Source organism: Snodgrassella alvi, from assembly GCF_002777745.1.
Taxonomy (GTDB): domain Bacteria; phylum Pseudomonadota; class Gammaproteobacteria; order Burkholderiales; family Neisseriaceae; genus Snodgrassella; species Snodgrassella alvi_D.
Genome location: NZ_MEIO01000029.1, coordinates 1 through 20943, shown reverse-complemented (window position 1 = coordinate 20943; position 20943 = coordinate 1). Strand labels below are relative to the sequence as shown.

At 40.6% G+C, this 20943-nt stretch carries 11 protein-coding genes; 4 read left to right on the top strand and 7 right to left on the bottom strand.

Annotated features, from left to right (window positions below):
- Positions 1 to 33: 33 nt before the first annotated feature.
- The 3 genes from infB to rimP are packed head-to-tail and all read right to left on the bottom strand — an operon-like array spanning position 34 to position 4989.
- Positions 34 to 2961, bottom strand: coding sequence for a translation initiation factor IF-2 (infB, locus tag BHC51_RS04195; RefSeq protein ID WP_100153395.1), 2928 nt, complete (start codon positions 2959 to 2961; stop codon positions 34 to 36).
- Positions 2962 to 2971: 10 nt separating this feature from the next.
- Positions 2972 to 4459: a transcription termination factor NusA gene (gene nusA / locus BHC51_RS04190; RefSeq protein ID WP_100100405.1), complete on the bottom strand. Its 1488-nt coding sequence runs from the start codon at positions 4457 to 4459 to the stop codon at positions 2972 to 2974.
- Positions 4460 to 4506: 47 nt separating this feature from the next.
- The gene (rimP, locus tag BHC51_RS04185; protein ID WP_100123927.1) at positions 4507 to 4989 is read right to left on the bottom strand and encodes a ribosome maturation factor RimP; all 483 of its coding nucleotides are present in this window, start codon (positions 4987 to 4989) and stop codon (positions 4507 to 4509) included.
- Between the two features lie 451 nt (positions 4990 to 5440).
- Between rimP and BHC51_RS04180 the strand changes: the two genes are divergently transcribed.
- The 4 genes from BHC51_RS04180 to BHC51_RS04165 all read left to right on the top strand — a co-directional run bounded on the left by BHC51_RS04180 (position 5441) and on the right by BHC51_RS04165 (position 10600).
- Positions 5441 to 7312, top strand: coding sequence for a potassium transporter Kup (locus BHC51_RS04180; RefSeq protein ID WP_257384766.1), 1872 nt, complete (start codon positions 5441 to 5443; stop codon positions 7310 to 7312).
- Between the two features lie 38 nt (positions 7313 to 7350).
- Positions 7351 to 8391: an N-acetyl-gamma-glutamyl-phosphate reductase gene (argC, locus tag BHC51_RS04175; RefSeq protein ID WP_100153394.1), complete on the top strand. Its 1041-nt coding sequence runs from the start codon at positions 7351 to 7353 to the stop codon at positions 8389 to 8391.
- Positions 8392 to 8446: 55 nt separating this feature from the next.
- Entirely contained in the window at positions 8447 to 8794 is a 348-nt protein-coding gene (erpA, locus tag BHC51_RS04170) for an iron-sulfur cluster insertion protein ErpA (RefSeq protein ID WP_100100402.1), read from the top strand.
- Positions 8795 to 9079: 285 nt separating this feature from the next.
- Positions 9080 to 10600, top strand: coding sequence for a catalase (locus BHC51_RS04165; RefSeq protein ID WP_100100401.1), 1521 nt, complete (start codon positions 9080 to 9082; stop codon positions 10598 to 10600).
- A 106-nt stretch (positions 10601 to 10706) separates the two neighbouring features.
- Here the strand turns inward: BHC51_RS04165 and BHC51_RS13165 are convergent, their stop codons facing one another.
- The 4 genes from BHC51_RS13165 to BHC51_RS04135 all read right to left on the bottom strand — a co-directional run.
- On the bottom strand, positions 10707 to 16775 hold the full coding sequence (locus BHC51_RS13165; protein WP_180296425.1) for a calcium-binding protein: 6069 nt from the start codon (positions 16773 to 16775) through the stop codon (positions 10707 to 10709).
- 425 nt (positions 16776 to 17200) lie between these two features.
- Complete coding sequence (locus BHC51_RS04145) at positions 17201 to 18217, bottom strand: hypothetical protein (protein ID WP_143558759.1); 1017 nt, start codon at positions 18215 to 18217, stop codon at positions 17201 to 17203.
- A 405-nt stretch (positions 18218 to 18622) separates the two neighbouring features.
- A complete protein-coding gene (locus tag BHC51_RS04140; protein ID WP_143558757.1) occupies positions 18623 to 19492 on the bottom strand; it encodes a hypothetical protein in 870 nt (289 codons plus the stop codon).
- Positions 19493 to 19775: 283 nt separating this feature from the next.
- Positions 19776 to 20943 (bottom strand): calcium-binding protein (locus tag BHC51_RS04135; protein ID WP_143558755.1); only part of this gene is annotated, 1168 nt, incomplete at its 5' end.

Here is a 20943-nt window from a genome sequence, read left to right as displayed (position 1 = left end):
ATTCAGGCTGCCTGATAACACTTTCAGGTACCCTTAAAGCTTACGGGCAACCTCAACCACTTCAAAAGCCTCCAGCTGATCGCCTTCCATAATTTCATTGAAGTTTTTCAGCATCAAACCACATTCAAAGCCCTGACGTACTTCCTTGACATCATCTTTAAAGCGTTTTAATGAAGAAAGCTCACCTGTATGGATAACCACATTATTACGGATTAACCGAACATGCGAATCACGCTTGATCAAACCATCCGTTACCATACAACCAGCAATATTGCCAACTTTAGATACCGTAATGACCTGACGGATTTCCACCATACCAATCACATTTTCTTTTTGCTCTGGTGCCAGCATACCACTTAAAGCTGCTTTCACATCATCAATAGCATCATAGATAATGTTGTAATAACGGATTTCAATTCCTTCATGTTCGGCCAACTTACGCGCAGTTGCATCAGCACGTACATTAAAGCCAATAATAACAGCACCAGAAGCAATCGCCAGATTTACATCAGACTCACTCACACCACCTACACCACTATGCAGTACATCAACGCGCACTTCATCAGTAGACAGTTTTCGCAAACTACCTGCCAAAGCTTCGTAGGAACCCTGAACATCAGCTTTGATAATAATCGGCAAGCTTTGTGCCTGATTTTCACCCATGTTGTTAAACATGTTTTCCAGTTTGGCTGCCTGCTGTTTCGCTAATCGTACATCACGATATTTGCCCTGACGGAAAAGAGCAATTTCACGAGCTTTTTTCTCATCTGCCAGTACAATGAAGTCCTCACCAGCATTAGGTACATCAGACAGACCCAGAATCTCTACCGGAATAGACGGACCTGCGGCAGTAATGGTTTTACCATTCTCATCCACCATAGCGCGTACACGTCCAAAAGTTGTACCTGCAAGCACTATGTCACCTTTATGCAAAGTACCACTTTGTACCAGTAAAGTAGCTACTGCACCACGTCCTTTATCCAGACGTGATTCCACCACAATACCTTTAGCGGCAGCATCTACAGGTGCTTTCAGCTCTAACACATCAGCTTCCAGCAATACTGCTTCCAGCAAGGCGTCGATATTGGTACCTTGTTTAGCTGAAACATCAATAAACTGTACATCACCACCCCAGGAATCTGGCACTACTTCGTGTGCCGTTAATTCCTGACGAATACGTTCCGGATTGGCGCCTTCTTTATCAATCTTATTTACGGCCACCACCAATGGCACTTTAGCCGCTTTGGCATGAGCAATTGCTTCGATAGTCTGCGGCATTACCCCGTCATCAGCAGCAACTACCAGAATAACGATATCTGTAGCCTGAGCACCACGGGCACGCATAGCCGTAAACGCTTCATGTCCCGGAGTGTCCAGGAAAGTAATTACACCACGAGGAGTTTCAACATGGTAGGCACCAATATGCTGGGTAATACCACCTGCCTCACCTTGTACTACACGCGCACGGCGAATATGATCCAGCAGAGAAGTCTTACCATGATCCACATGGCCCATTACTGTAACTACCGGTGGACGTGGCAAGGCTTCTGCTTCAGTAACAGTTGTATCCTCATCCAGAAATGCCTCAGGATCATCTGCTGCTGCCGCTTTACCGATATGCCCCATTTCCTCCACAACAATCAGTGCTGTTTCCTGATCCAATGACTGATTAATGGTAACCATCATACCCATCTTCATCAGGGTTTTGATAACTTCCGCAGCCTTAACCGCCATTTTGTGTGCCAGTTCGGCAGCAGTAATCGTTTCCGGCACCAGTACTTCATGTACTACAGGTTCGGTAGGCGCTTGGAAAGCATGCTGATTTGGTTCAAGCTTAAGCTGCTTCTTGCCACCTTTCTTACCACCACGTCTGCGACTGTCTTCTGCATTAACCACATCCGCTGAACGACGGTTTTTACCACCACGTGCAGATTTTCCTTTCGGCATATCATCTTCACGCTGACGGCGTTGCTCTTCCTTTTTGCGCCGTCCGGCTGATTCAGCCGATTCAGCAGCCTTAGGTGTACTACTACTGGTTACCGGTTTTTTCTCACTCGGCTTAGCTGAGCGTACTTCGGCAGTTTTCTGCTCACTGGCAGCCTTACTGTCTTCCTTAGCCTGTTGTTTGGCTGCTTCGCGCCGTGCCTGACGTTCCTGCTTCTGTTTCAGCAACATTTCACGATGCGCGCGCATAGCTTCGGCACGTCGTGCTTCCTCATCGCGCTGAGCCTGCTCTTCAGGACTGATAATAGGTTTAGCCGCTTCTGCCACCAATGCCGCCAAATCAATTTTTTTCGCATTACGGTTACGGTTGCGTTTAGATTTATGCTGCTCATTCTTGTCTGCTGCTTTTTTGTCAGCAGGTACTTCAGCTGTTTGCTTAGTTGCAGCAGTCGGTTGCTGTTTTTCAGTTTGTTGCTGTTTCACTTCCTGTTTTACCACTTCTGTCTGCACAGACTCCACTTTCGTTTTCTGTTCGGTTTTACTGGCCGCAGCCGCTGCTTTTAAACGTGCGGCCTCAGCTGCTGCTGCGGCCGCAGATTCTTCCCTGCGCCGCGCTTCAGCCTGCTCGGCAGCAGCTTTTTTCGCCTGTTCCTCAGCTTCAGTATCTGCCTTTACCGGCTCTGATTCTGGTTGAGAAGATGTCATTTTTTCTTCTGCCGTTTTGGCTTCCAGTTCTTCAGGCGGCACGGCAATACGCCGCCGCCGGCGGGTTTCAACTTCAACACCACCAACCGTACTTTTCTCAGCCGGCTTTTTACGATTCAGCGTGATGGGACCGGCAGACTGACTACCATTAGACTGCTTTAAATAAACCAGCAACTGTTTTTTGTCAGCAGCAGTCAGTTTATCTGATGCTGCCTGTTTATGTACCCCAGCTTCGGCCAACTGCTCCAGCAACCTTGTAGTTGATAAATGCAGCTCCAAGGCAAATTGTTCTACAGTTATTTGATTACTCATTCGCGTACCCTCATACTTCGTCAAACCAGTGGGCGCGTGCTGCCATCACCACTTTCTTGGCGGTTTCCTCATCAATGCCTGTAATCTCAATCAGCTCATCTACTGACAGCTCAGCCAGATCATCACGGGTTTTAATCCCCTCATTGGCCAAATCATGCAGCATTTCCTGATCCAAACCTTCCAGATTTTTCAGCTCTTCGTCCATGTGCTCCAGCTTTTCCTCAGAAGCAATGGCAAGGGTCAAAATGGCATCACGGGCACGGTTACGCAACTCTTCTACCGTACTTTCATCAAAACCCTCAATTTCCAGCATTTCCTGAACAGGCACATACGCCACTTCTTCCAGGCTGGTAAATCCTTCCTGCACCAGTACCTCAGCCACATTTTCATCCACGCCGAGATTATTTATAAAGAGGTCACGTACTGCTTTATCTTCTGCTTCGTGGCGCTCCTGTGCCTCGTCCACAGTCATGATATTCAGTTGCCAGCCAGTCAGTTCCGCTGCCAGACGTACATTCTGTCCGCCGCGTCCGATAGCCAGTGCCAGCTGATCTTCAGCCACAATCACATCAACTGAATGATTATCTTCATCAATCAGAATGCGCGTTACTTCAGCCGGGCTCAGTGCATTAATCACAAACTGGGCAGTTTCCGGCGACCACAGCACCACATCAATGCGCTCACCAGCCAGCTCTTCCGTTACTGCATTCACACGTGAACCACGCACCCCGATACAAGTACCCTGCGGATCAATACGGGCATCATTAGATTTCACCGCAATTTTGGCACGCAGGCCCGGATCACGGGTTACCTCCTTGATTTCCAGCAGGCCGTCTTCAATTTCCGGCACTTCCATTTCAAACAGTTTTAGCAGGAATTCGCGCGAAATACGGGTCAGAATTACCTGACTACGGTTACCAATCTGGTCTACCCGCAAAAACAGAGCCCGCACCCGGTCACCATTACGGAAGTTTTCCCGCGGAATCATCTGGTCGCGTGGCAACAATGCTTCAAGACGACCAATTTCTACGATTGCACCATGCCGCTCAACACGTTTAACTGTACCTAAAACCAGACTATCCTTGCGTTGCAAAAATTCATTTAAAATTTGCTCACGCTCGGCGTCACGGATACGCTGCAAAATAACCTGCTTGGCAGTCTGAGCTCCAATCCGGCCAAATTCCACATTTTCAATTGGTTCCTCATAATATTCACCAATCTGCAATGTCGTTTCTGGAATTTCTTCCTGAATCTCTTCAATGGTTTTCTGAATATCTGGATAGGTATAGTCCTCGTCTGCCACAATCAGCCAGCGGCGAAAACTGCTGTAACTACCAGTATTGCGGTCGATAATCACCCGCACATCCATATTTTCACGCTCAGTTTTCTTCTTTGCCGCACTGGCCAGAGCAAACTCCAGTGCGCTGAATACCACTTCTGTATCTACGTTTTTCTCACTCGCCAAAGCTTCAGCCAGTAGCAAAATTTCACGACTCATTTAATTCTCCTTGCAAGCCTGTGCTTACAACAATATGAAAATTCAATTTAAAAATCAAATTCTGGCTTCAAACGTGCTTTATCTACATTTTGCCATTCAATTAAAACTGTTTTACCTGCGGCAACCGCAGCACGCTTGGCTCGACGTACTTCATTAGCCTCTTCCAGCGTGATACTGATCAAATCATTCTCGTCTATGTCATTAATTCGGCCAATAAAATTTTTCTGCCCATCAATGGGCAAACGAGTTTTAATCTTGGCCAACTGTCCGGCAAAGCGCCTGAAATCAGCCGGTTTGGTTAGCGGACGATCCAAACCGGGGCTAGAAATTTCCAGACGTTGATAATCAACATCTTCTACCGCCAATACCCGGCTTAAATGATTACTGACTGCGACACAATCATCCAGAGAAATACCGCTTTCTGCCTTATCAATAAAGACACGCAAATCCCCCTGCGCAGTCAATTCATAATTCACCAGCTCATAGCCCAGACCCGGCAAAGTTTTTTCTAAAATGCCCTGAATATCCATCTGTGCTCCGTAAAAACAAAAAAATGGCCTCAGGGCCATTTCTCAATAATTCGAAAAATTTCTTTATTTTAACCCATTGTTGAAAAAAAAGAAACCACCCGCCATTATCTATATCAAACATTAATATTGATTAGCGTAAACATATCAATCAATTGCATCCACCACTCTGTATACTTATTCCCAACACCATTATTATAACCACTTGTTAATCAATAATATAATGAATAATATATTCCTTAATGAAATTCATCACACACCATTTTACTTTCATCTAAAAGTAAAATGGTATTTTCATCACCAATACACACACGCAAAAACCGCCTGAATCAGCCACCATCAGCCACGGCTACTAAACAAAAAAAATCTATAAAAACCCACATTTAAGGGATTGGCTAAACTTAACGTTAAGACTAAACTGCATTACCTAACAACCATATGAAGAGGCAAATAAATGCGTATACAGTTTTCTGCCAATACTGCAATGACACTTGCTGCATTGGGTATTGTTTATGGCGATATCGGCACAAGCCCGCTGTATGCCTTAAAAGAAAGCTTTCGCGCTTCTACAATAGCACCCACAGAGGCAAACGTATTAGGTTTTATCTCACTAATCCTGTGGTCATTGCTACTGATTGTTACTCTCAAATATGTTTTATTTATCCTGCGGGCAGATAACAATGGCGAGGGTGGTGTTGTAGTACTTATGCAGCAAGCAATGCGGCATCTGAAAGGCAAACCTGCATGGATTGTAATGATGATGGGGCTTACAGGTACTGCACTTTTTTACGGTGACGCCATGATTACTCCGGCCGTATCCGTGCTTTCAGCCGCAGAAGGCCTAACCGTAATAAAGGAAAGCTTCCGGCCATATGTAATGCCAATAGCACTGGTGATTCTGTTTGCACTATTTTTGATTCAGAAAAAAGGCACACATAAAATTGGTACACTGTTCGGCCCGATTATGCTGCTGTGGTTTAGCGCCGTTGCACTGATAGGTCTGTACCAGATAGTGCAGGCTCCTAAAATTATTCTCGCTTTCAACCCCTATTACGGCATTAAGTTTGCTATCAGCCACGGCTGGGATGGCTTTATCGGACTAGGTTGTGTCGTACTGGCCGTAACAGGAGCAGAAGCCTTATATGCAGATATGGGGCATTTCGGCCGCCAGCCCATCCAAACCGCTTGGGTAAAAATAGTTTTACCCAGCCTTATCATCAACTATCTGGGACAAGGTGCACTCATTCTGCACAATCCGGCAGCAATCAATAATCCGTTTTTCCTGAGTGCCCCGCACTGGCTACTGATTCCCTTAATCATACTGGCTACCTTTGCGACCATCATTGCCAGTCAGGCCGTGATTGCGGGCGCCTTCTCCCTGACACGTCAGGCAATTCAGCTTGGCTTTGCACCACGCATGAATATCATTCATACCAATAACGAAGAAGTTGGCCAAATTTATCTGCCATTGGTTAATTGGCTGTTACTTGTAGCAGTAGCTTTAGTAGTTTTCGTCTTTCACGACTCAGAACATCTGGCCTCAGCCTATGGAATTGCCGTTACCGGCACCATGGTAATCACCTCTTGCCTGTTTTGTGTAGTAATGATTAAAAACTGGCACTGGCCAATTCCACTGGCACTGCTGCTTACCTCAGCATTCCTGTGCTTCGATTTAGTTTTCTTCAGCAGCAATCTGCTCAAGCTAATTCACGGCGGTTGGTTCCCATTAATGATAGCTCTGATTGTAGTCACATTATTTTCCACATGGCGTCGCGGACAGTTACAACTACACAAAGCCCAGCAGAACACAGAATTCTCACTGGATGACTTTGTCGTAAATCTACACAATTATCCGCCACAGATTATCTCTGGCAATGCCGTATTCATGGTATCTGACCCATTCAGCGTTCCTCGGGCACTACTGCATAACCTCAAACACAACAAAGTATTGCATAGCTACAATGTTTTACTTAGCATCAAAACCAAAGAAGTGCCTCATATTACCGACAATGAACGCGTCGCCATGAAACAGATTGGCCCGCGCTTTACCCGAGTAATTGCGAACTATGGCTTTCAAGAAACAGCCAATATCGGCCATATTCTGACCTTAATGGCTGAACAGGGTATCACCCTCAATACCATGGAGACATCATTCTTCCTTTCCCATGACAGCATCGTGGTCGCAGCCAAAACCAAACATGGCAACATGGGTCGCTTACGCGCCCGAATTTTCAAATGGTTGTATAAAAATAGCGCCACCGCAAGTAATTACTATCATATTCCAGCCAATCGTGTAGTCGAACTGGGTGCACAGGTAGTTATTTAACTAATAAAGCTAACCGTAAAAACTATGAAAGAAAATATATGAGTATCAAAATCGGTATTGTCGGCGCCACAGGTTATACCGGTGTAGAATTATTACGCTTACTGGCACAACATCCGGCCGCAGAAATAATCGCAGTTACCAGCCGTAGTGCAGCAGGAACAACACTGAGCGACTATTTTCCCAGTTTGCGTAGTAGTTATAATCATCTTGTTTTTCAACATCCGGAACAAGCCAGCCTCAATAAGTGTGACATCGTATTTTTTGCCACACCAAACGGCATCGCTATGCAGGAGGCTCCGCCCCTACTGGCTCAGGGCGTAAAAGTAATTGATCTATCCGCAGATTACCGCATCAAGAATATAGCACTCTGGCAAGAATGGTATCCATTTACCCATAGTAGCCCTGAATGGGTAACAAAAGCTGAGTATGGCTTATGCGAACTCAATCGTACCGCCATAGCTCAGGCTCAGCTCGTAGCTAATCCTGGTTGCTACCCCACCTGCGTTAGCTTACCCTTACTTCCTTTATTACAACAACAGTGCCTTGCAGATAACCAGCTATTGATTGCCGATTGCAAATCTGGCGTATCCGGTGCAGGCCGCAAAGCAGACACAAGTAATCTGTTTGCTGAATGTAGCGACAACTTCAAGGCTTATGGTATCAGTGGTCATCGACACTTACCCGAAATCAGACAAACTCTTAATCTTTTACAGCCTCAGATGGGTAACAACCTCATTTTTATTCCCCACCTTACCCCCTTGATTCGCGGCATGCATGCCACCATATATATACAAACCAAAGATAGTCACAATCCATATCAATTGATTGCCGACTATTATCGTAACAGCCCGTTCATCGATGTAATGCCGGCTGGCAGCATGCCAGAAACACGCTCCGTTCGCGGAGCTAATCTCTGTCGCATCAGCGTACAGCCTGCTCCCCAGAATAACACATGGATTATCTTATCTGTGATTGACAATCTGGTTAAAGGCGCAGCCGGACAGGCCATCCAGAACATGAATATCATGTTCGGACTGGATGAAACCAGCGGATTAAAACTTATTCCCCTCTTGCCATAAATTGCCAGCAAGATGGAAAATCCAGTCTATACATATTAGCCAAAAGGATCAAACCATGTCAGATACCGACATTGAAACACCAATTATCTTTACAGAAAGCTGCTGCACTAAAGTTAAAGATCTGATTGCAGAAGAAAACAATCCTGACCTGAAACTGCGGGTATTTGTAACGGGAGGTGGTTGCTCGGGTTTCCAGTATGGCTTTACCTTTGATGAAATCGTTAATGATGATGATTTTGAAATCCAAAAAGATGGTTTAACTTTCCTGATTGATCCCATGAGCTATCAGTATCTAATCGGTGCAGAAATTGACTACTCTGAAAGCCTGCACGGTTCTCAATTTGTCATCCGCAACCCAAATGCCACCACTACCTGCGGCTGCGGTTCATCTTTCTCAGTCTAATCTACTAATTCAGATTATTGTCAAGCAACAATAATCCCATCTACTTCCAGCCAGCCTGAACAGGCTGGTTAATTTATTTCCGCCTACCAATAGCAAATAAACAAATTAAAAAGCAAACATTCAAATATAAAAAATTTGACAAATATTAAATATAATTGTCATTTTCAATAAAATGTAAAATAACAAGTTATTAACATTAATATTTTTTATAAAGTCTATAATCTTTTACGCAGCCAAAAAGTAGTAAAGGCCTTTTTTAATAATAAATTAACAAGGAGCTTTACCATGAACCATGACATAAAAAAATGTCCAGTTACCCATCTCACTACAGATCAGGGTGCCCCTGTATCTGATAACCAGAATAGTCTCACAGCCGGACCCCGTGGCCCACTATTAGCTCAGGACTTATGGCTTAACGAAAGACTGGCTAATTTCGTCCGCGAAGTCATCCCCGAACGCCGTATGCATGCCAAAGGTTCAGGTGCATTTGGTACCTTTACCGTAACACATGACATTACCCAGTATACCTGCGCCAAACTATTTAGCCAGATTGGCAAAAAAACCGAAATGTTCGTTCGCTTCTCCGAAGTAGCGGCCGAACGCGGTGGTGGCGATGCAGAACGCGACATACGCGGCTTTGCCATGCGTTTTTACACCGAACAAGGCAACTGGGATTTAGTTGGCAACAACACCCCAGTATTTTTCCTGCGCGACCCGCGTAAATTTCCCGACTTAAACAAAGCAGTTAAACGCGATCCCCGCACCAATCTGCGCAGCCCTACTTACAACTGGGATTACTGGACACTACTCCCCGAAGCATTTCATCAGGTCACCATCACCATGTCTGATCGCGGCATCCCAGCCAGCTATCGTCACATGCATGGATTCGGTTCACATACCTTTAGCTTCATCAATGCCAATAAAGAGCGCTTCTGGGTTAAATTCCATTTCCGTACCCAACAAGGCATCAAAAACCTTACCGACGAAGAAGCTGCCAACATCATGGGACAAGACCGGGACAGCCATCAGCGCGACCTCTACAACGCCATTGAAAGTGGCGACTTTCCCAAATGGACCATGTATATCCAAATCATGCCCGAGGCCGATGCAGAAAAAGTCCCCTATCATCCATTTGATCTGACAAAAGTGTGGCCACATGGCGATTACCCGCTTATCGAAGTTGGAGAATTCGAACTAAACCGCAATCCAGACAACTACTATCTTGATGTCGAACAGGCAGCCTTTGCACCAAGCAACCTCGTACCCGGAATCAGTGTATCACCAGACAAAGTATTACAGGCACGCTTATATAACTACGCGGATGCAGCCCGCTACCGTGTCGGCGTCAACCACCACCAAATTCCCGTAAACAAAGCACACTGCCCCGTATTCAGCAATCATCGCGATGGTACCACCCGTGTAGACAATAATTACGGCAGCCTGCCCCACTACGAACCCAATAGCTTTCACCAGTGGCAGGAACAGCCAGAATTCAGAGAGCCTCCACTCAAAATCAATGGCGATGCCGATTTCTGGAACTTTCATGAAGATGATAGCGACTACTTCAGCCAGCCACGTGCCCTTTTTAACCTCATGAGCGATACACAAAAACAAGTATTGTATGAAAACACAGCACGGGCCATGGGCGATGCACCGGATTTCATCAAATATCGCCATATCCGCAACTGCAATGCCTGCCACCCAGATTATGGCACTGGTGTAGCCAAAGCTTTAAGCATGACCGTAGAAGACGCCATAGCAGCACGCAACAGTGATCCGGCACAAGGCTGTGCGGTTTTGATATAAAACATAACCACCAATCAAAAAAATCCTTAAACAATCATGTTTAAGGATTTTTTAATTAAATACAGCTTAAAGAAAATAAATTCTTAAATAAAAACTTTAAAACTCATCAACTACCCCAATAAGCTGACATATTGGCCATTTGAGTCGAATGAGACATCTGTTCTGGAGAATTTAACCCACCCTCAATACCAGTAGTAAATCCTGCCATAGCTGATAACAAAGTCTGAACCTTAGCAGCAGAATCATCCCAATCACCTGCACAAGAACCACCTTGCTGCGCAGAAGTACCTGCTACAGTATTAGCAACATCCTGTTCATAACCAGCATCGAAAACAGAAAAATTTCCATAACTCAGCACATCAACATCCGTGCCAAGATTAAAATTAACACTGTATTTTTCCTTTCCGCCTCCAGCTAAAATAAAGGCACGTTTCTTCTTCAGCTCTTCATAAGAAACACTCTGATCTTCAAATACAAAATTAAACGCACGGCTGTATTTATTGCCATTATTGAAGTAATCCGGCAGCTTCACCGAATCAGCTGATCCATACGCTCGAATAATCAGATCATTGCCGGAATGGATAAACTCAGCATCGGCCAGATTAGCACCTTTAAACACTAAATCATTACGCTGATCTTTATTTTTTTTATCCATATAACCTAAATCATTAACCACATCCTGACCATGGCCAGCCTCAAATTCATAACGGTCTTTATGCCAGTTACCTCCATTTAGAATATCGTTTCCTGCACCGCCATTCAAAATATCGTAGCCATAGCCACCGTCTAGAACATCATCTCCTGTACCTCCGATAAGAATATCATTTCCCCACCAGCCATTAATAACATTATTATTTTCATTACCCTTATGAACAATTATAGAATTTTCTATTAAATAAAAATAATCTATGGTTTGATCATCAAATATAAATTTAAATGATCTGGTATCACAATTTTCGTTGAAGTAATCCGGTAACGTTACAGAATCTGCTGAACCATACGCTCGGATCACTAGATCTTTGCCAGAATGGGTAAATTCAGCATCGGCCAGATTAGCACCTTTAAATACTAACTCATTATGATCAAATGCATTTTTTATATCATAACCTAGATCATTAACTATATCCTGGCCATGGCCCGCTTCAAATTCATAACGGTCTCTGTTCCAATCACCCCCATTCAGAATATCGTTTCCTGCACCTCCATTTAAAATATCGTAACCAGCTTCTCCATTTAAGATATCGTCACCAGCCCCTCCATTCAAAATATCATAACCATTTCCACCCCATAGAGTATCATTGCCGGCTCCTCCATTCAGAACATCGTCACCATCTTCACCCCATAAAGTGTCATTGCCTGCTCCTGCGTTTATAATATCGACTCCATCCCAGCCAGACATAACATTATCATTTTCATTGCCATCCTGAATAATTTCAAATTTTTCTCTTAAGAGGCCATAATAACCTATGCTTCTATCATCAAATATAAAATCAAAAGCTGCGGTAAGCAGTGATCCATATCTGAAATAATCCGGAAAAGTTACTGAATCTTCTGATCCATATGCCTGAATTATCAGATCATATCCGGATCGCTTGAATTTTGCATCTGCCAGTTTGGCTCCTTTAAATACCACTTCATTATTAGTAGAGTATGAATAGGAACCACCATCTTCAATCCTATCCTGACCATGTCCCGCTTCAAATTCATAACGGTCTTTATGATTATCACCTCCTCTCAGAATATCATTGCCAGTGCCTCCAATCAGAATATCGTAACCTTCTCCTCCATTCAGAATATCATTACCCGCTCCTCCATTGAGAACATCATCTCCGTTTGCTCCCCATAGACTGTCATCGCCAGCTCCGCCATTAAGAATGTCTTTTCCGTTAGAACCACAAATAGTATTATCTTTTTCATCCCCGTTATAAGCAAAAATATAATTATTATAAACATCTTCGTAGGTGATGGTTTGATCATCAAATATATAGTTAAACGCTGCCCTGTTATAATATTCACCACTACCAAAATAATTCAGCAGTGTCACTGAATCTTCTGATCCATATGCTCGAATAACCAGACTGTTCCCAGAGCGAATAAATTCTGCGTCTGCCAGCCTGGCTCCTTTAAATACTACATCATTAAGATTGTTCTGATAATCCTTCGAAGCATAGCCAAGGTCATTAATCACATCATGGCCATGCCCAGCCTCAAATTCATAACGATCTTTACACCAATCGCCGCCATTCAGAGTATCGTTTCCAGCACCACCATTCAGAATATCGATACCATCTCCGCCATTCAGAATATCATCTCCTTCTCCTCCATTCAGGACATCGTTGCCATCTCCGCCATTCAGAATATCATCTCCGTCCTCTCCATTCAGAACATCATTACCATCTCCGCCATTCAGAATATCATCTCCTTCTCCTCCATTGAGGATATCGTTACCATTCTCTCCCCATAGAGTGTCGTTTCCAGCACCACCATTCAGAATATCGTTGCCAGACCATCCCGTAATAATGTTGTCTTTTTCGTCTCCATTTTCAGTGAAAAAATAGTCTTTTTTGATGTCTTCATAAGTAATGCTCTGATCATCAAATATAAAGTTAAATGCTCTGCTATAACGATTGTCATTATTGAAATAATCTGGCAAGGTTACCGAATCTGCTAATCCATATGCCCGAATAATCAGATCATTTCCAGACCGAATGAATTCTGCATTTACTGAATTGGCCCCTTTAAATACAAGGTCATTACGATCTTTTCGATAATACTCTGAGTCGTAACCACAATCATTAACCACATCTTGACCATGCCCAATCTCAAATTCATAACGGTCTTTATGCCCGTCGCCTCCATTCAGAATATCGTTTCCTGAACCTCCATTCAGAATATCGTAACCACGTCCGCCATTCAGGATATCATTGCCTTCTCCTCCATTCAGAATATCATCGCCATCTCCACCCCATAAAATGTCATTCCCCGCTCCTCCTATCAGGGTGTCGTTACCGCCTCTGCCATCCATAATATCGTTGCCATCTCCACCATTCAGAATATCATTGCCATTTCCGCCCAATAGTGGGTATGCATAAAGATCTTCATAAGTAACACTTTGATCATCAAATATAAAATTAAATGCTCTACTATATTGATAATCAGTGTTAAAAAAATTCGGTAAGGTTACTGAATCCTCTGAACCATACGCTTTAATAATCAGATCTATTCCAGAACAAATAAATTCTGCTTCTGCCAGCTTGGCTCCTTTAAATACCAGATCATTACGATCGTTTAGATAATCTTTTGAATTATGGCCATTATCTTTAACCACATCCTGACCATGCCCCGCCTCAAATTCATAACGATCTTTATGCCAATCTCCTCCTTTCAGGATATCATTGCCTGTACCCCCTATCAGGATATCGTAACCTTCTCCTCCCTCTAGAATGTCATTGCCGGCTCCGCCATTAATAATATCTTTACCCCACCAACCGGTAATCTTATTATCTCCATCATCTCCACTTTGAATAAAGGTATACCGACTCACCAACTCTTCATAAGTAATCGTTTCATCATCAAATACAAAATTAAATGCGCAATTCCTGCTGTTATTAAAATAATCTAATAAAGTTACTGAATCATTCGTTCCATACGCTTTGATAATTAAATCATTGCCCGCACGTACAAACTGTGCATCAGCCAGCTTCGCTCCTTCAAAGCATAAATCATTGCGCCTATTTTTTTCATGGACATATCCAAAATCTTTTATTACATCCTGCCCATGGCCTGAGCGAAACAGATAGCGATCTTTATGCCAGTCGTTTCCATTAAAGCTGTCGTTTCCACTTGTACTAACAAAAATATTATCAGTCTCTCCATAAAGTTGAGCTATTAATCCATTAGCACCAGCTGCTGTTAATAGATTGGCTTGCCGCCTTTCCCGCATTGCACTATTATATTTACCCAGATTCTTATCAATTTTTATCAGCTCTCTAGCTTCAGCCAGCTGATTATTTTCAACTAATCTTGCAATCTCCTGATTCAGCTTAGAGTAGTCATATCCGATTTTTTGCTGTTCAGCATTCCATTGCGCCAGAATGATCGGGAAAAACAGCTCTTTATATACTCCTTCTGCCAACAAACTGGCAGAAACATATTCGGCAAAATCATTAAACTCAGCAATCAGCTTAAGTGCAGCTTGTTCCAAAGGGTTTGGACTTCCGTAATTCCAACTCTGCCGGTAGTCCGAACCAGTTAACTTTTCCAAAGTCACCAGCCGCCGAGCATCAATATAACTTCCCCTGCTAGCAGGATCAATCTGATTTGAACCCGTCCAGCGGTATATCAGCTCATCCAGCATCGAATCACGCGTTTTTGCATCAGCAGCCAGATAAGATTTAACCATATCTTTCAGTACTGCATCCTTCTGCATCGCAGAATGCAAATCCAGTACATTACCAAAACCCCGCACATAAGGTAATTTGGCTATATCCTTATCTATCTCAATACTCTCAGTGTTAAACGCATCACTCGGCTCCGTGTCAAACCACACATCTGTTGCATCTGTCTGATGCCCATCAGCCCACGTAACCTTTGCTGTTTCCCTGTGCTCATTACCATGCGCATCTTTGACCTTTTTATTTTTATAATTAACCCCGATTGCCGTAATCTGGCTGGCACTCAGTGCTGACAACTCGCCCTCATCAACCACGCCATTCTGATTTTTATCCTGCCATAGCTGCAATTTCGACCACACAGAATCTGTAGCGTCAATTACTCCATCATGATTTTCATCAAATTCAGCCAAAGCTTCAAAACCATTTTTCGCTTTTTTACCCGAAACCAGTAGCGTATTGTTACCAAAAAGTTCCCGTCCATCATCAATCTGGCCATTTTGATTGCGATCTAAAACCAGTAACGCATCATTACTGTCTACCCAGCCAGTATTTTCTGCAAAGCCATTGCCATCATGATCAAAATAAACATGCTTGCCTTTAGCACTGGTTTTTACTCCGTCGCCATTCATATCAATAACAACAGGTGATACAGTTTTCGCCGCTTCCTTGATATCTGGCCGAGTATCATCTTTCCCTCTTTCACTTCCTCTTTCTATCAGCCGGATATTTAAATCTCCATTTTTAAAATTTTTAACCCTTAATCCATCATTAACTATTAAATCTCCACCATCCCAGTAATATTTATTCCCACCGCCATAATAAGTATGCTCAGGATCATTCTTATAATGAAAACCTCCGGTTAATATTTTTTTATTAGCAACTGAAGTACTTCCATCTACATTAAATATCTGCCCCTTACCATCAGAATCTTCAATCACATCCATTTTGTCTGCGATATAAGTATCATAGCCATCGCCACCCATAAGAATATCTTTTTCAATGGAGCAAGAACTTGACCCCATTAACAAATCATCACCATAACCACCTTGTAAAACATCTTCACCACCACCACCAATTAAAGCTGAGGAATTATTGAAAATCATATCCATTTCATCTATAGGTTCTGCCGGCGTCAGGGAACCTTTATGAAATCTATCTTTACCATCATAAACCACTTTTCTACCGCGGGAATCAATAAATCTAACTGAAGGAGAAATTGATATAAGATATTGTATTATAGCGAAATTTGCTCCCCACCCCCCTACTTTTGTCTCATCATTAATTTTTTCAAAAACAAATTTTTCAATTTTCAATTTAGTAAAATCTTTATCTGTTACCGTAACCGCAGGTACATCTCCTGTAAATTTAATTGGTACTTTTCTACCTATTCCATATGGGTCAATTTTTTCTTTATATAATTTATTAAATATATTTGCTTTCCATCCTTTACCATCAAAGTCAAAATTATCTTCACATGGAATTATTTTTAATCCTTGTATTTCCTTGGAACCGTCTTCCTTAACCACAAATTTTATTGAATCAAAATCAATAGTAAAGCTTGTTGAACCAAAGATAAAGGCACGGGTTACAAAATCACTTGACGCAACAGCAGTATCATATTGACTAATAGAGGTTTTAAATACTTCATCTTTAATATTTTTAAAATCTTTATCTGACTTAATAATTTGATCAGTTTTCATTTTATTCCACATAGAAACAAAATCATAACTACCAGCTGAAAATTCTGAAGAAAAAAAGTCTCTAAAAAATTTAAAATCCACTGCTGATACAAACCGCCCACCCCCATGCGTCATATATTCCTGTGCATTGATAATCAAAGCATCTCCCTCAGCACTTGCATCGCGTATCCATTTATCATCAACTAGTTCAGAAGGTGACGGTGCTGTTTTCTGATTCCATAAATATCTGGCCAGAATTTCATCCACACTTACTAATTCTTTTCCGGCATTTACTTCATAAAACATGTATACACTCCTTGTACTAAATATTTAAGGATTCTGCTTCAAGCAGATATATTTATATTAACATAAATTATATTTTATTTACCTAAAATTTATACAGCAGCAATCAATCCAGAAATTTTTATTCTGCTACATTAAAATAATATAATGATTATATAAAACCTGTCCTCATATTTGCGCAAACTCTAACCTTATTTATAATATAGTCCAAACACTATTTAGTACTATTGAGTAAGATTTGGTACAAAATAATAGGGCTTATATAAAATATCGCCACAATTATTTAACAAAAACACTTCCCTTGTATCTTTAGGAATTTCACGTTTATCTCCAGCTACAAACTCGGTGACACTTATTAAGTAAGAATATCTAACATCAAAATAGAAATTACCTATGCCCCAAGAATTAATATTTATATCCATGGGAATTCTAGATTCTTGCATAAATGCTGCTGTATCAATTCCAGCATTTTTTAAAATATAGTTTTTTCTTCTCAATGACCATTCTGATTTATTTAAAACAGTACAGCAGCTATTACTATCATAAACAGAAAGATAAGCTGGATTATCCAATTTATGTATCAGAATATAGTTTTTTAATTTAAAATCATCATTAACATAATTTTTATCCGATGCAAATATAAAGCTTTGCGCTTCATTATGTTTAATTAATATGTCAATGCCTTTCCAAAAATCAGATTTATTTTCAATATTCGCTTTAAGAAATTTTTCTTTATCTGGATTCATCGAAATTTTGAAGACTCTACAACCGTTCCACCTTGCACATTCTTCTTCAGTTGGTAAAAAATCATCATTAATATTAACTACCTTATTGTCCCAATAAAATTTATTTTCATATATCATTCGCCCAGTTAAGCTTTTCATCGCCTTATACCAAAGCTCTTCCTTGCTATAATATTTCCTGTCCCGCCAGCAATACCCAGCTCTGTTTTTAGCCTCAAATTCTTCTTGTGTAATATCGTTTGGTTTGGGGGTTTTCTTTATTAATTCATTCCAGAAGTAATATGGTGATTTTTTATAATATAAATCCCGTATTTTAAAGCCACCTGCTACCATTAATATCATAAACATGATTATTAATGTATATTTCGCCGGTTTTGGATGCGCTTTTGCTAAATCCGTTAGTTTAACCAGAATCCAAACGCCACATAGGGGTAAGAAAAAAGTGATTACAATAATTCCTACAAATATCAAAAACATTCCTTTATATTCTCCATGCACACATGAATTTCATCTGCTTAAATAGTAACAAATTTTATTTCTTTAATACACTGAAAGAACTATTGCTTATAAAAGCTATTTAGAATTTAAAATCAGCCGTCGATACAAACTACCCAACGCTTTGCGTCATATATTCCTGTGCATCGATCATCAAAGCGTCTCCCACAGCATTCGCATCTCGTATCCACTTATCATCAACTAATTCTGAAGGTAACGGTGCTTCATAAGTATCTCGCCAGAATCTCATCTTCACCCACTAAATTTTTACCTGCATTCGCGTCATAAACCATGTTAATACTCCTACTGTGTTATATTTGAGATGAACAAATAAAAAAATCTAAATTAATTAAAATATAATATATTTACCATAATATTCTTTATTTTAGTAGACTTAAAAAATTTAATTCATTGCGTAAAATAAAATGGCTTGTATAAAATATCGCCACAATTATTTAAATAAAAGACATTATTTGGCTTATCAAGTAATTCACGTTTATCTCCAATTGTAAAATTGGTAACGCTTAAATAGAAATTACCAATTCCCCACGAATTAATATTTAAATCTTCAGGGATTTTCGATTCTTCCACAAATGTGCCTATCTCACTTTTAACAAAGTATAAATTATAGTTTTTTCTTATCACTGACCATTCTGTTTTATTTAATATACTACAACAATTCTTACCATATATAGTAGTCCCTTCAATGTTATCATGTATTAGAATAAAATCTTTTAATTGAAACTCATCATTAATATAGTTTTTATCCGAGGTGTACATATAGGTCTGCACATTTTCAGCATTTTTTAGCCCATCAACTTTTTCACGATAATGCTCCCCATCTCCTATATAAGCTTTAAACTCTTGATTAGTTAAACTTACAGGCACTCGCCATACTTTACAACTATTCCAACGTTCGCAATCAGCAGATGTCCAGCTTCGCTTACCTTCAGCATCTAATACTTTATTATCCCAAAACAAATTATTCTCATATATCATTCGCCCAGTTAAACTTTTTATTGCTTTATGCCAAAGCTCTTCTTTGCTATAGTATTTCCTATCCCGCCAACAATATCCAGCTCTGTTTTTAGCCTCAAATTCTTCTTGTGATACATTGAATGGTTTATGATTTTTCTTTAATAATTCACTCCAGAAATGATACGGTGGTCTTTCATAATATAAATCCCGTATTTTAAAGCCACCAGCCACCATTGATACTAACACAAGAATAATCAAGCTATATTTTGCCGGCTTTGGATGCGCTTCCCCTAAATCCATTACCTTATTTAGTATCCAAGCAATGCATAAGAGTAAAAGTAAAATAATTAGGATAATGCTAACTATCCAAAAAATGGGGTCGTCAAATATTAGCAAAATATTAACGATTATATTATTAAACATAACACCATATTCTCCATGCACACATGAATTTCATCTGCTTAAATAGTAACAAATTATGTATTAGATATGAAGTATTTATAAATAAATCTATAAAAATTAAAAAACCTGTGATTATGATTAATCACAGGTTTTAATTTAAATCTAACTTATTGAGTTTAAATTATTTATCAAAATAAGTTGCAAAATTATCTAATAAGCCATTTTGACTCAATAATTCACACATTTGCATACCATCAATTGCATTTGTATTTAAACCAGCCATTGCATTAACAAGCTGCTGAACTTGACTGGTTACCAAAGGATAACCAAGTTCGTCATTATGTTTTATGCTGCTTGCAAAATAAATATAATAATTACCATCTTTATTATTATTATTTTTAAATGCAGCTTTTATCTCCGAAATTGTCACCACCCGGTCTTTAAAAACAAACTTTTCAACTGCAGCCCAGTTATTACAATCATTAGAGAGACAATCTCTGATTTCTACTGAATCGCCTTCATTATAGCCCACAAGAAACAATGTATTTCCCTTTTTACAGAATGTAACTTCAGCTACATTTACATCTGTAAATATAATTGTATCTTCCTTGCTATTATCACCCTGCAATGTAACCTTACCATCCCAGACAAAATCATGACCATGGCCCTTAGAAAAAATATATACATCACTTCCACCACCACCGGAAAGATAATCGTTATCTAACCCCCCAATAAATATATTATTTCCATTATAATTAGTATAGAGAGTATCTGTGCCATCTCCTCCCATCAAAATATTATTTCCACCTTTAACTTGCATACTATCATTTCCATTTCCCCCATCCAGAATAGTATCATCATTTCCCCCACTTATGAGATCGTCGCCATTACCTCCAAAAATTATTGCTTTACCGATTGTGAAATCAATTTCATTATTACCATCGGTACCATATAATATCATACCCCCTTTCCGAAATTGTTCCAGAGTAACCGTCTTATCCTTAAATACAAAGTTTTCTATGGCATATTTATCACCTGCATAAAAGAAGTCTCTTACTTCAATTGAATCTCCTTCGTTATAGCCATAAATAATTAAAGTATTACCATTCTTGCGGAACTTAACTTCATCAAAATTCACATCCAGAAATTGAATCGTATCTGATTTACCATCACTATCACAAACAAAATCCTGACCATGCCCCTTGGCAAATACATAGGTATCATTTCCTTCTCCACCGTAAAGTCTGTCATTTCCTGTACCGCCGATCAGTATGTCATCTCCACCATACGCATACAGAGTATCATTGCCTGCACCCCCGTCTAGCACATCGTTTGCATTACTTATAGTA

Coding starts and splice junctions, on each gene's coding strand:
- infB (WP_100153395.1), bottom strand. CDS start 2,961: ATGAGTAATCAAATAACTGTAGAACAATTTGCCTTGGAGCTGCATTTA.
- nusA (WP_100100405.1), bottom strand. CDS start 4,459: ATGAGTCGTGAAATTTTGCTACTGGCTGAAGCTTTGGCGAGTGAGAAA.
- rimP (WP_100123927.1), bottom strand. CDS start 4,989: ATGGATATTCAGGGCATTTTAGAAAAAACTTTGCCGGGTCTGGGCTAT.
- BHC51_RS04180 (WP_257384766.1), top strand. CDS start 5,441: ATGCGTATACAGTTTTCTGCCAATACTGCAATGACACTTGCTGCATTG.
- argC (WP_100153394.1), top strand. CDS start 7,351: ATGAGTATCAAAATCGGTATTGTCGGCGCCACAGGTTATACCGGTGTA.
- erpA (WP_100100402.1), top strand. CDS start 8,447: ATGTCAGATACCGACATTGAAACACCAATTATCTTTACAGAAAGCTGC.
- BHC51_RS04165 (WP_100100401.1), top strand. CDS start 9,080: ATGAACCATGACATAAAAAAATGTCCAGTTACCCATCTCACTACAGAT.
- BHC51_RS04140 (WP_143558757.1), bottom strand. CDS start 19,492: ATGGATTTAGGGGAAGCGCATCCAAAGCCGGCAAAATATAGCTTGATT.